Below are 12,830 nucleotides of genomic sequence, written 5' to 3'. Positions count from 1 at the left end.
GTTTCATGATTCCATCTTTTGATAAAGTACATAATAGGTTTAAGTTAAACGGTATTTCTTTTGATAGAAATGGCCTCAAGGAATTGGCCTATAGTTTTATAAAAGAAGGTGAACCATTTGAAAGGGTAATTGGTAATTTCATTTCCGATTGGTTAGATTCCAATGATTACGTATTAAGTAAAACGTCTGGTTCAACAGGAAAGCCCAAAACCATTAAAATAAAAAAACAGGCTATGGTACATTCGGCTATAGCTACAGGGGATTTTTTTAAATTGAAGCCTACTGATAGTGCATTGTCGTGTTTACCAGCGCAGGCCATTTCAGGTAGAATGATGCTGGTTAGAGCCATGATTCTTGGTTTGGAGCTCGATGCCATTAAACCTTCTAAAACCTTGGATATTGACCAAGAAAAAAGATACACCTTTACGGCATTCACGCCTATGCAACTTGCGAATAATCTGGACAAAATTAAAAACATCAAAACCATCATTGTTGGTGGTGCGCCTGTTTCTTATAGTTTAAAGGAAAATATAAAGGATTTTAAAGTTCAGATTTTTGAAACCTATGGCATGACAGAAACCGTGAGTCATATTGCTGTAAAAAAATTGAATGGCTTTAAGGCATCTAAACCTGATGCTGTTTTTAAAGTGTTACCTGGAATTAACATTTCAAAAGATGACAGGGATTGCCTTGTGATAGATGCCCCAAATATAACTTCTGAAAAAGTAGTAACAAACGATATTGTCAGATTAACTGGAGAAGGTTGTTTTGAATGGTTAGGACGATTTGATAATGTTATTAATTCGGGCGGAATTAAATTAAATCCAGAAATCATTGAGTCAAAACTTCAAGGTTTAATATCTGACCGGTTTTTTGTATCTTCTATACCTGACGAAGAGCTAGGAGAGAAGGTTGTGTTGGTTCTGGAAAATTCAAAAGTAAATGTTGATTTTTCAGTTTTCAAGGTATTGGATAAATATGAAGCACCAAAAGAGGTATTAGCTGTTCCAAAATTTAAGGAGACGCAATCTGGCAAAATCCAACGGCATAAAACATTGGAATTATTGAAATAGACCTTTCCTAATTAAGAGGATGGTCTTACTCATCCAAAAGGACTGTTTACTCAAAGTAATATTACGAAACACAATGTTATTAATACCTTTATAAGAGATGCCAAAAAAGCAGGCATTGTAAGTATTAATCTAAAAACCAATAGTTATGAAAAAGATTTTACCATTAATTGTTATTTTTTTGATGAGTATGTCATCGTGGTCTCAAAATGATTCAGATAAGGTCATCGGAACGGTCTATGATAGCGATAAACAAGCTCTTCCTAATGTCAGTATTGCTAAAATGGGATCAAAAAAAAGTTATAAAACTGACAAAAACGGAAATTTTTCAATCCGTGCTAAAGCCAACGATACCCTTATTTTTACACATGATGGTTATATGCAAAGCATAACACCTATTTCAGGAAGTGAGGAAATTGTTGTTGTGATGAATGAGAATTTGCTCGGAAGTAAAAATAAAATAGAAGGTGCATTGGGATTAAAAAAGAATAAAGATGAAGTCACAACGGCCTATGGAGTTATAGAAGCAGATGATTTAAACATTGCCAATAGTAATAATAATATTCAAGGTTTTCAAGGCAAAGTTAGTGGTTTAAATGTCAACAATGATAAGGTATACTTGAGAGGTATTCGATCAATTCAAGCCAACAATTCAGCTTTAGTTGTTATTGATGGTGTGATTTCAACATACGAATATTTGCAAACAATTGATTACAACTTGATAGAATCTGTGACTGTTCATAAAGGTGCTAATGGCGCAGCTTTGTATGGTAGCCAAGCAGCAAATGGTGCTATTATTGTAAAAACCAAAAAATCACTGTCCAATGTGAAAAGTAATAATGTTGGTGCTTCTAAAGAAGATGTTTATAAATATAACAAAAGGTTAAAAGTTAAAGTTAGTAATACGACTCCAGAATACATCTCTGAATTTGAAAAAATGGATTCTAATACAGCTGTTCTAGAGAACTATCGATTAATGATGGAAAAATATGCATCTTCACCATCATACCATTTGGATGTTTACGATTTTTTTGAAAATACAAATGATTCTGAAAATAGTAAAGCAGTATTGAATGATGTCATTAGTTCTGAAACAATTTCTGGTGAGCAATTACGTGCATTCGCTTATAGACTAACTGAACAAGGTAAAATAGAAGAAGCCAATGTGTTAAATAATAAAATTCTAAAAAAACTACCTAATGATGTAAAATCATATAGAGATCTGGCATTAGGTTACACTCAAGTGGGCAAGGGTCAAATTGCTTTTAATACATTGAGCACTTTTTTAGATACGGATTTGGGTGAGACTAACGGGTCTAGTTTTAAAACAATCACATTACATGAAGTTAACCATATGATTCAAAAAGAGCCTTCAATTCGAACAAATGATTTGGCTTCTCATAATATTATTGAAACGGAATATGATTTGAGAATTGTAGTGGATTGGAATCGAGACGATATCAATTTGAACGTAAAAATAGTTGATCCGTTTACAGAGTTTGCCTCTGCTGAAAATCCAATAACAAGAATTGGTGGCGAGTTTTCAGGTATTTTGGGGCTTAATGAATATGTTATAAGACATGCCAAAAAAGGAGATTATTACGTTGTTGTCAATAATGACAGTGATGTACCTGAATCTATAACCTATGTTAAGGTGACTACCTATAAAAACTATGGACGTTCCAATGAAGAAAAAGAAGTCACAACCTTTAAATTAGAACCTCAAAAAAAGGATCAGGTTATAGCACAAGTAAAGATTTAATTTAATTTTTTTCAATTAAGAAGCTGGGCAGAAATGTCCAGCTTTTTTTTGTTCAATTCTCCCTCATTCAGAGTGTTAGTTAACTCATTGGTGGTTTTTTGTAAGGTATTTAGGTATTAGGTTTATATCAAACTTAAAATCTATGAATTATGAAATCACTAACAATCATTTTAGTAATTAGTCTATTCCATTTAAAAGGCTATACACAAGAGCAACAGGTAGAAACAAAGTCTGTGCTATTAGACGATTTTATCTCATTTATTGCAGAGAATTATGAACTGCCCAGCATGAAATCTGAAGAGGATTTGGATGAAGAGGAAGACGTTGAACCGATTCCTCACAATATTGTATTCCTCATTGAAACTACCAATAAAAATCCATCACAAGAGGATATTATTTTATTAAAACAAGCTTTTCGATTTTTGGCTAAAAGACTTTCCAAAAATGATCATGTATCTATTATCGCTTATTCTGGAATGAACGGTTTGGTATTAGATAAAACAGATCCAACAGATACAAAAAAAACATTATATGCCTTGGATGACATCAAAGGGCAGATTGATAAAAGTTGTAGAGATGGGATAGCATTCGCCTATGAATACGTAAAAAAAGCATTCGAATCAGATTCAAATAACTCGGTAGTCATGATTCGTAATCCCAATGCGGCCAATCAACATTATAAATCATCGGTAACCTCGGTGAGTCAAGACAATATAAAACCAAAAGGCAATGGAACAGCCATTGTTTTAACGGCCATTACACTGTTACCAGAATTAATAGCCGTGATAAAAGATTAACAAATTAAAAACTATAAATCATGAAAAATCTATTACAAATTATTTTAGTTATGTTATTAACTCTTCAAACTAATGCTCAAGAAAAAACGATTTCAGGAAAGATTTCTGATGAAAATGGATTACCGCTTCCTGGCGTTAACATTATTGTTAAAGGAACTACTATTGGAACTCAAACTGATTTTGATGGTATTTATGAAATTAAAGCCCAAATAGGTGATATATTAACTTTTTCATATATAGGTTATATTACCGAAGAAAAAGTAATTGGAGGTAGCATTAACATTAGTTTCGCCATGCAAATTGATTCTTCGGCATTAGAAGAGGTTGTGATTACGGCATATGGTATCAAAAGAAGAAAAGCAGAAATCACAACAGCTGTACAGCAAGTTAGGAGTGAGCAACTATTGAATCAAAATCCGAACGTAGTTCAAAGTTTAGCAGGCAGAGTAAGTGGTTTGCAAATAAATCATTCAAAAAAATCATCAATTAAAAACCTTCACAAAACAAGCAATAAAACACGTGAATCGTACAAGGGAATAGTCGAAAACCAATTCAAAAATGTCATGACTTCTCCGTATTCCACGTTCTCTATTGATGTTGATAAAGCATCATATAGTAATATTCGACGTATGATAAATAATGGGCAAGAAATTCCAATTGATGCCGTAAAAATAGAAGAAATGATTAATTATTTCAGCTATCAATATCCACAACCTACAGATAATCACCCATTTTCAATTAATACTGAATTTATTCAAACTCCTTGGAATTCAGATACCCAATTGTTAAGAATAGGGCTGCAGGGAAAAACATATTTGAATGAGGATTTACCACCATCAAATTTAACTTTTCTAATTGATGTATCGGGCTCGATGTCTTCACCAAATAAATTGCCATTACTGAAATCAGCGTTCAAATTATTGGTAAATCAGTTAAGACAGCAAGACAAAGTTTCCATTGTTGTGTATGCTGGTGCGGCAGGTGTCGTAATAGAGCCAACGTCAGGTAATAATAAAGAAAAAATCATGAATGCCTTAAATCAATTAGAGTCTGGAGGTTCAACAGCTGGTGGCGCAGGCATAGAATTAGCCTATAAATTAGCCGAAAAGAATTATAAAAAGAACGGTAATAATCGTGTTATTCTTGCTACTGATGGAGACTTTAATGTTGGTGCATCAAGTGATATAGCTATGAAAGATTTAATTGAACAGAAGCGAAAATCTGGTGTATTTTTGTCGGTTTTAGGATTTGGATACGGAAATTATAAAGATTCAAAATTAGAAATACTTGCTGATAAAGGCAATGGCAACCATGCTTATATTGACACCATGCAGGAAGCTCAAAAAGTGTTTGGCAAAGAATTTGGCGGAACATTGTACACTATTGCTAAAGATGTAAAAATACAGGTAGAGTTTAATCCGCAAAAAGTTCAAGCATATCGATTGATAGGTTATGAAAATAGATTATTGGCTGATGAAGATTTTAAAGATGATACTATAGATGCCGGAGAATTGGGAAGTGGCCATACCGTTACTGCTTTATATGAAGTAATACCAGTGGGTGCAAAAAGCAAGTATTTAAAGGATATTGATGATTTAAAATACTCTATTACTTCTTTGAGTTCCAATTATTCTGATGAACTACTAACCGTAAAATTTCGATATAAAAAACCTGATGGTAAAAAAAGTATTGAAATGATACATATACAAGAGGATGTTGTTCAGTTGCCAACTCCAGACATGAATTTTGCTTCGGCAGTTGCTTTATTTGGTATGCAGTTACGGGATTCAAAATATCACAATGATTCAAAAATCAAGGATGTTTTAGAATTGGCAGATTTAGGACGCGGTCAAGATATTGATGGCTATAGGTCAGAGTTTATAAGATTGGTAGACTCTTCGAGAAGTTTACAGTAAGCACTAAATTAAAAAAGCGACCAAATAGGTCGCTTTTTTGTATCATATTTTATTATTTATACCTGTAAAACACCCAAGTTAAATGGTTTTTCAATAGGAGCGTGGTTGGCAGCTTCAATTCCCATACTAATCCAAGTTCGAGTATCTAAGGGATCGATTACGGCATCTGTCCATAACCTAGCTGCCGCATAATAGGGAGATACTTGATTGTCGTAGCGTGCTTTAATTTTATTGTATAACTCATCTTCTTTTTCCTTGGTGAATTTTTCACCTTGCTTTTCCAATGATGCTTTTTCGATTTGTAATAAAACTTTGGCAGCAGAATTACCACTCATAACCGCAAGTTCGGCACTTGGCCAGGCAAAAATAAGTCTAGGGTCGTAAGCTTTACCACACATAGCATAATTACCAGCTCCATAACTGTTACCAATGACAACAGTAAATTTAGGCACCACACTATTACTCACGGCATTAACCATTTTAGCGCCATCTTTTATAATTCCCGAATGCTCACTTTTACTTCCTACCATAAAACCAGTCACATCCTGAAGGAAAACTAAAGGAATTTTCTTTTGATTACAATTGGCAATAAAACGAGTGGCCTTATCCGCTGAATCGTTATAAATAACGCCGCCAAATTGCATTTCAGCAGGTTTGGTCTTGGCTCCGGTAGTTTTCACGATATGACGTTGATTGGCCACAATACCAACTGCCCAACCATCTATTCTGGCATAACAGGTAATAATGGTTTTTCCATACCCCGCTTTATATTCTTCAAATTCACTATTATCAACAAGTCGCTTTATAATTTCATACACGTCATATTGATCAGCTCGACTTTTTGGTAAAATACCATAAATATCTTCCGGGTTTTCTTTTGGTTTTTTGGCATCAACCCGGTTAAAGCCAGCTTTATCAAAATCACCTATTTTGTCAACGATATTTTTGATTTTATCCAAAGCATCTTTGTCATCTTTAGCTTTATAATCCGTAACACCACTGATTTCACTATGTGTGGTAGCACCACCAAGTGTTTCGTTGTCAATACTTTCTCCAATGGCAGCTTTTACCAAATAGCTACCCGCTAGAAAAATGCTTCCTGTTTTATCAACAATAAGAGCTTCGTCGCTCATAATGGGTAAATAAGCACCACCAGCTACGCAACTTCCCATAACTGCCGCAATTTGCGTAATGCCCATACTACTCATAACCGCATTATTTCTAAAAATACGCCCAAAATGCTCCTTGTCTGGAAAAATCTCATCTTGCATAGGTAAATAAACACCAGCACTGTCAACCAAATAGATAATAGGTAATCGGTTTTCAATGGCTATTTCTTGGGCTCTTAAATTCTTTTTTCCTGTTATAGGGAACCAGGCGCCAGCTTTTACGGTTGCATCATTGGCAACAACAATGCATTGCTTACCTTTAATGTAGCCTATTTTAACCACAACACCACCAGATGGACAACCACCATGTTCTTTGTACATATCATCACCGGCAAAGGCTCCAATCTCAATACTTTTGGCTTTACTATCCAGTAAATAATTAATGCGTTCTCTGGCTGTCATTTTACCTTTGGCATGATGCTTTTCAATGCCTTTTTCGCCACCACCAAGTTTTACTTTGGCTAGTCGTTTCTTGAGGTCTGAAACCAATAATTTATTATGATCTTCGTTTTTGTTGAAGTTTAAATCCATTTGGTATGTATTGTTTAATTAGTGCGTTTCCACGCAATGACATGGTCAGGTTTTTCACTTTATCTCCCTAGAATAGGAGGATGTCACTGCAACCCCTAACGCAACTTGTTATTGCAGGCTAAAAATACAAAACTTAACCTTGTCACGAAAACGTTGTAATGTAAAAGCTATGTTAAAAAAATAACCATGTAAATAGTTTCCTTGGAAAATAAAATTATTTATCATATATTTGCCATGGAAAATAAATATAGAGGAATAAAGTATGAAACATATCATCGCGTTCGCGGGAAGCAATAGTAAAATATCCATAAACAAACAACTTGTTACGTATACAGTAAATTTGATTGAAGATACCAAAGCTGAAATTTTAGATTTAAACGATTTTGATGTACCAATGTTTGGTGTTGATCTTGAGAAAAGTATGGATGGACAACCTGAAAATGCCCATAAGTTATTGAATAAATTAAAGAAAGCTGATGGCGTCGTGATTTCATTGGCAGAGCATAATGGCGCCTATACCGCAGTCTTTAAAAACCTATTTGATTGGATGTCTAGAATAGAGGGTAAGACTTTTTATGGAAAACCGATGCTACTCATGGCAACATCACCTGGAGCAAGAGGTGGACAATCGGTTTTAACGATTGCCCAAGACCGTTTTCCAAGACACGACGCCCATGTGGTTGCCGTGTTTTCTTTGCCAAAATTTGGTGATAATTTTTCAGAAGGAAAGATAATCAACAAAGAATTGAACAACCAACTTCTAGCTGAAGTTGATAAATTTCAAAATGCATTATAACAATGAATATTCAACAGGAAGACAATACCAAAAAAGGCGTGTTTTATATTGAGCAAGATGGTAGCCGGATAGCTCAAATGACCTACACTTATGCTGGTCCAAATAAAATAATCATTGACCATACAGAGGTAGATGAATCTTTAAAAGGTCAGGGTGTTGGCTATAAATTAGTAGACGCAGCTGTTAGTTTTATGAGAGAAAATGATTTAAAGGTTATACCGCTTTGTCCTTTTGCAGCTTCAGTTTTCAAGAAAAAGACGGAATATTCAGATAGGTTATTTTAAATACATAGGATCATGGGAGATATAGCTAAAGATGTCAATTCTAAATTTGCCAACAATAAAGTTAAAGCCTTGGTTAACATTCTCTACACGGCCAATTGGATAACAAGTTATCAGAACACTTTTTTCAAGGCCTATGGTATTTCGCCACAACAGTATAATATTTTGCGAATTTTAAGAGGAGCCCAAGAGGCATTAACCATGCAAACCGTTAAATCGAGAATGATTGATCGTTCACCAAATGCCACTCGTTTAACGGATAAACTTTGTGCTAAAGACTTAATAAAACGGATACCTTGCCCAGATGACAGGCGTGTAGTCAAGGTTACCATTACAAAAACAGGAATATCACTTTTGGAGTCCATTTCAGATAATTTTAATGAAGATCTTTTAGAAAATATTACTGATAATGAAGCAAGACAATTAAGTGATTTACTGGATAAAATGAGATAATAATAAAAGGAGAAAGGATTTTTAAAATGAAAACAATAATTCATAAAGCAGAAGATAGAGGATTTGCTAACCATGGATGGTTGCAAGCCAATCATTCATTTAGTTTTGCTGGTTGGTATAATCCAGAAAAGGTACATTTTGGTGCTTTAAGGGTATTGAATGATGATGTTATTGCCCCTAAAATGGGTTTTGGTACGCATCCTCATGATAATATGGAAATCATCACCATACCCTTAAAAGGTGTTTTGAAACATCGAGACAATATGCATGACGAATGGCAGCCTGTTTTACCAGGTGAAGTCCAGGTTATGAGCGCTGGAACAGGTGTCCAACATTCTGAAATTAATGGTTCGGTGGATGAATATTTAAGTTTGTTTCAAATTTGGATTATACCAGAAAAGCAAGGTGTAGCGCCTCGTTACGATCAAAAACAATTTGATGCCGAAGCGCGCAAAGGTAAATTACAGCTTTTGGTAAGTTCGTTTGACGATAGCGATTCTGAAAGCTTGAAAATTCATCAAGACGCCAGGTTATCACGAATTGATTTAAGCAACGGCGAAACATTTACCTATAAGCTGAAAAGCAATGAACACGGAGTTTATGTTATGAATATTTCTGGTAATGCTGATATTGATGATAATATATTGGAAACTCGAGATGCTATTGGTATTTCAGAAACTGAATCTTTTGAAATTCATGCTAAAGATGACCTGGAATTGTTATTTATTGAAGTTCCCATGATGAACCTTTAGATATCAAATACGCTTAAAACTAAAGCATCACATTTGTGATGCTTTTTTGTTTTAAAAACACGATATTTGTATGGACTAACTATCTAATAAAAAATTAAGAACAAATTATGGCAATGAATAAAAACACAGTGTTGGCCTGGGCCACATGGATAATGATTTTTGTAGGATTAGGTTTAATAGGATTAGGAGCTTTCCGCTATGACGATGTTGCGGGTTGGGGATTTGCTGCTGTTGGATTTGGATTTTTCTGTATTGCATGGGTGTTTAATGCATTAAAAGGACGAGTATAATTATGAGCGACGATAAAAAAGTAATTTTTTCAATGTCTGGTGTAACCAAGACATTCCAATCGGCAAATACGCCAGTACTAAAAAATATTTATTTAAGCTTTTTTTACGGAGCCAAAATAGGCATTTTAGGTCTGAATGGTTCTGGTAAGTCTACTTTGTTAAAGATTATCGCCGGAGTTGATAAAAATTATCAGGGCGATGTGGTTTTTTCACCGGGATATACCGTTGGTTATCTGGAACAAGAACCTGAATTAGATGATGAAAAAACCGTGATGGAAGTTGTTCGTGAGGGTGCTGCTGAAACGGTAGCAATTCTTGATGAATACAACAAAATCAACGATATGTTTGGTTTGGAAGAAGTTTATAGTAATCCTGATAAAATGGAAAAACTAATGAACCGTCAGGCCGAACTTCAAGACCAAATAGATGCGTCCAATGCATGGGAATTAGATACCAAATTAGAAATCGCAATGGATGCGTTGCGTACCCCAGAAGGCGATAAGAAAATTGGCGTATTGTCTGGTGGTGAGCGTCGTCGGGTAGCTTTATGCCGTTTGTTACTGAAAGAGCCAGATGTGTTACTTCTTGATGAACCTACCAACCATTTGGATGCCGAATCGGTTCATTGGTTAGAGCATCATTTGGCACAATACAAAGGAACTGTTATTGCTGTTACCCACGATAGATATTTCTTGGATAACGTAGCTGGTTGGATTTTAGAATTGGATCGAGGTGAAGGTATTCCGTGGAAAGGAAATTATTCATCATGGTTAGATCAAAAGTCTAAACGTATGGCTCAAGAAGGAAAAGCAGCTTCAAAGCGTCAAAAAACTTTGGAACGTGAGTTGGAATGGGTGAGACAAGGCGCCAAGGGTCGTCAAACAAAGCAAAAGGCACGTTTGAAGAATTACGACAAGCTTATGAGTCAAGACCAAAAACAATTAGATGAAAAGCTTGAAATATACATTCCAAATGGACCTAGGTTGGGAACCAATGTTATTGAAGCAAAAGGGGTTAGCAAGGGTTATGGCGATAAATTATTATATGAAGATTTAAACTTTAATTTGCCCCAAGCAGGAATTGTTGGTGTTATTGGTCCTAATGGTGCGGGTAAAACCACAATTTTCAGAATGATCATGGGTGAAGAAACACCTGATAAGGGTGAGTTTATTGTAGGAGATACAGCCAAGATTGCCTACGTCGACCAAAGTCACTCCAATATTGATCCCAATAAAACCATTTGGCAAAACTTTAGTGATGGACAAGAATTAATCATGATGGGAGGTAAGCAGGTGAATTCTAGAGCGTATTTAAGCCGTTTTAATTTTTCTGGAAGTGAACAAAATAAGAAAGTTTCATTGCTATCAGGTGGGGAACGTAACCGTTTACATTTAGCCATGACACTGAAAGAAGAAGGAAACGTATTGCTTTTGGATGAGCCAACAAACGACCTTGATGTAAACACTTTAAGAGCGCTTGAAGAAGGTCTGGAGAATTTTGCAGGTTGTGCTGTGGTCATTTCTCACGACCGTTGGTTTTTAGATAGAATCTGCACCCATATATTAGCTTTTGAAGGTGATAGTCAAGTGTATTTCTTTGAAGGTAGCTTTAGTGATTATGAAGAAAATAAAAAGAAACGCTTGGGTGGCGATTTAATGCCAAAACGAATTAAGTATAAAAAATTAGTACGATAAAAATAAATCCCGCTAGATGCGGGATTTTTTATTCTTTAGAAGTGCTACTGTTATTATTTTGATAAAGATGCCCTTCAGTAAAATCGGTATAGGGCTTATTATCATCATCTTCAAATGATGTATTTAATGCGTTTAGCCGATCGTTTTCCTTTTTGAGTTTATATGATTTTCTGATTCCCAAAATAAGCAATATTAAGAAGAAAACAACGGTAATCGCCAGCATGGTTACTATGCTCGATTGTTCAATCAAAAAGTGTGATTTAAAAGACACAATGTTAAAATTCAGAAACATAGTAGGTAAATCATTTGGGTTTATAGTACAGTAAATATAGCTTATTTTTTATTATGGATGTTAAAATAAATTTTTAAAAACTATTAATACCACTGTAATTGCACAACTTTAATTCTACTATTGCCATTATTTACAAGCTGTTTAAAACGTTTTACATCGCTTAAACCATTGGTGCCTCTATAATGATAAGGCAACACTTTTTTAGGTTTAAAATCCAAAACAGCACTAGCGGCACTTTCAACGGTCATGGTATAGGGTAAATTCATACAGACTAAAGCAACATCAATGTTCTTCAAATGTCTCATTTCAAACGTATCTTCCGTATCTCCAGATATGTATATACGCTTACCATTTAAGTTTAGAATATATCCTAGTCCGCGTCCTTTAGGATGATACTGTTTGGCTTCCTCTCGGAGATTGTACATAGCAACACCTTCAATATCCAATGACATTTTGGAAGTTGAAAAGCCGCGACTCAGCCCACTAAATAGGGTTGTGAAATTTCCTTGTAATGATGATGGTAGCTTTTCCTTAACGGCTTTTGGTCCAATAATGATGGTATTTGCAGTATTAATAGCCTCCAGAGTCTCAACATTTAAGTGGTCACCATGTATATCGGTTATCAGAATAAAATTTGGCGGTCCAAACCCTTTAAAAGCTTCAGGGCCACCAACAGGATCGACATAAATATTGTAACCATTGTACGATATCACCAAAGTTCCATGTTCTACAGGTGCAATCTTTATATCCGATTCCATTAGATAATTCTCAACAATTTTCGGTTCCTTTGGTTTAGAAACAGGTTTTTTTGCAGGTGGCTTAACTTCCTGAATTTCTTCAACCACCGGAATGGTATCTTCAATTATTTCAGGAATGCTATCTATTTCAATTTCAGGAATAGAATCTTCAACAATGACAGGTTCCGGTTCCACAACAGGTTGTTTCTTGTCTGATTTGCAACTATATAAGCAGATGAGTACTAAAAATACGATAAGATTGGATTTCATATTATAAATGTTTTGTTGCT

The 12,830-nt window shown here is 34.9% G+C and carries 13 protein-coding genes; 10 read left to right on the top strand and 3 right to left on the bottom strand.

The genetic code is table 11. From position 1 onward, the window contains the following. The first annotated feature begins 5 nt into the window (after window positions 1–5). From C1T31_RS09430 to C1T31_RS09415, 4 genes are all read left to right on the top strand, one after another. Window positions 6–1,073 carry an AMP-binding protein gene (locus C1T31_RS09430; protein ID WP_103052254.1) on the top strand — a complete coding sequence of 356 codons (1,068 nt, stop codon included), beginning with the start codon at window positions 6–8 and terminating at the stop codon, window positions 1,071–1,073. A gap of 145 nt (window positions 1,074–1,218) precedes the next feature. Next, entirely contained in the window at window positions 1,219–2,832 is a 1,614-nt protein-coding gene (locus tag C1T31_RS09425; RefSeq protein ID WP_103052253.1) for a YfaP family protein, read from the top strand. A gap of 149 nt (window positions 2,833–2,981) precedes the next feature. After that, entirely contained in the window at window positions 2,982–3,629 is a 648-nt protein-coding gene (locus C1T31_RS09420) for a vWA domain-containing protein (RefSeq protein ID WP_103052252.1), read from the top strand. Window positions 3,630–3,649: 20 nt separating this feature from the next. Further along, window positions 3,650–5,545 (top strand): vWA domain-containing protein, encoded by a 1,896-nt coding sequence (locus C1T31_RS09415; RefSeq protein WP_103052251.1) that lies wholly within the window; start codon window positions 3,650–3,652, stop codon window positions 5,543–5,545. Between the two features lie 56 nt (window positions 5,546–5,601). Here the strand turns inward: C1T31_RS09415 and C1T31_RS09410 are convergent, their stop codons facing one another. Next, a complete protein-coding gene (locus C1T31_RS09410; protein WP_103052250.1) occupies window positions 5,602–7,245 on the bottom strand; it encodes an acyl-CoA carboxylase subunit beta in 1,644 nt (547 codons plus the stop codon). Window positions 7,246–7,507: 262 nt separating this feature from the next. Here C1T31_RS09410 and C1T31_RS09405 point away from each other — a divergent pair, with 262 nt between their 5' ends. From C1T31_RS09405 to ettA, 6 genes are all read left to right on the top strand, one after another. Beyond that, a complete protein-coding gene (locus tag C1T31_RS09405; RefSeq protein WP_103052249.1) occupies window positions 7,508–8,041 on the top strand; it encodes an NADPH-dependent FMN reductase in 534 nt (177 codons plus the stop codon). A gap of 2 nt (window positions 8,042–8,043) precedes the next feature. Beyond that, the gene (locus tag C1T31_RS09400; protein WP_103052248.1) at window positions 8,044–8,325 is read left to right on the top strand and encodes a GNAT family N-acetyltransferase; all 282 of its coding nucleotides are present in this window, start codon (window positions 8,044–8,046) and stop codon (window positions 8,323–8,325) included. A 12-nt stretch (window positions 8,326–8,337) separates the two neighbouring features. Then, a complete protein-coding gene (locus C1T31_RS09395; protein ID WP_103052247.1) occupies window positions 8,338–8,775 on the top strand; it encodes a MarR family winged helix-turn-helix transcriptional regulator in 438 nt (145 codons plus the stop codon). A gap of 26 nt (window positions 8,776–8,801) precedes the next feature. Next, a complete protein-coding gene (locus C1T31_RS09390; protein ID WP_103052246.1) occupies window positions 8,802–9,527 on the top strand; it encodes a pirin family protein in 726 nt (241 codons plus the stop codon). Between the two features lie 107 nt (window positions 9,528–9,634). Next, complete coding sequence (locus tag C1T31_RS09385; protein ID WP_103052245.1) at window positions 9,635–9,817, top strand: CAL67264 family membrane protein; 183 nt, start codon at window positions 9,635–9,637, stop codon at window positions 9,815–9,817. A 2-nt stretch (window positions 9,818–9,819) separates the two neighbouring features. Further along, window positions 9,820–11,511: an energy-dependent translational throttle protein EttA gene (ettA, locus tag C1T31_RS09380; RefSeq protein WP_103052244.1), complete on the top strand. Its 1,692-nt coding sequence runs from the start codon at window positions 9,820–9,822 to the stop codon at window positions 11,509–11,511. Between the two features lie 28 nt (window positions 11,512–11,539). On the opposite strand, the gene C1T31_RS09375 is transcribed toward ettA, so the two are convergent. Further along, window positions 11,540–11,761: a hypothetical protein gene (locus tag C1T31_RS09375; RefSeq protein ID WP_243398922.1), complete on the bottom strand. Its 222-nt coding sequence runs from the start codon at window positions 11,759–11,761 to the stop codon at window positions 11,540–11,542. A 125-nt stretch (window positions 11,762–11,886) separates the two neighbouring features. After that, window positions 11,887–12,810 carry an MBL fold metallo-hydrolase gene (locus C1T31_RS09370; protein WP_243398921.1) on the bottom strand — a complete coding sequence of 308 codons (924 nt, stop codon included), beginning with the start codon at window positions 12,808–12,810 and terminating at the stop codon, window positions 11,887–11,889. Window positions 12,811–12,830 lie beyond the last annotated feature (20 nt).

The sequence above is a fragment of the Hanstruepera neustonica genome (assembly GCF_002895005.1).
GTDB classification, from domain to species: Bacteria; Bacteroidota; Bacteroidia; order Flavobacteriales; family Flavobacteriaceae; genus Hanstruepera; species Hanstruepera neustonica.
The sequence above is the reverse complement of the archived record's forward strand: the minus strand, read 5'-3'. Positions and strand labels throughout refer to the sequence as shown.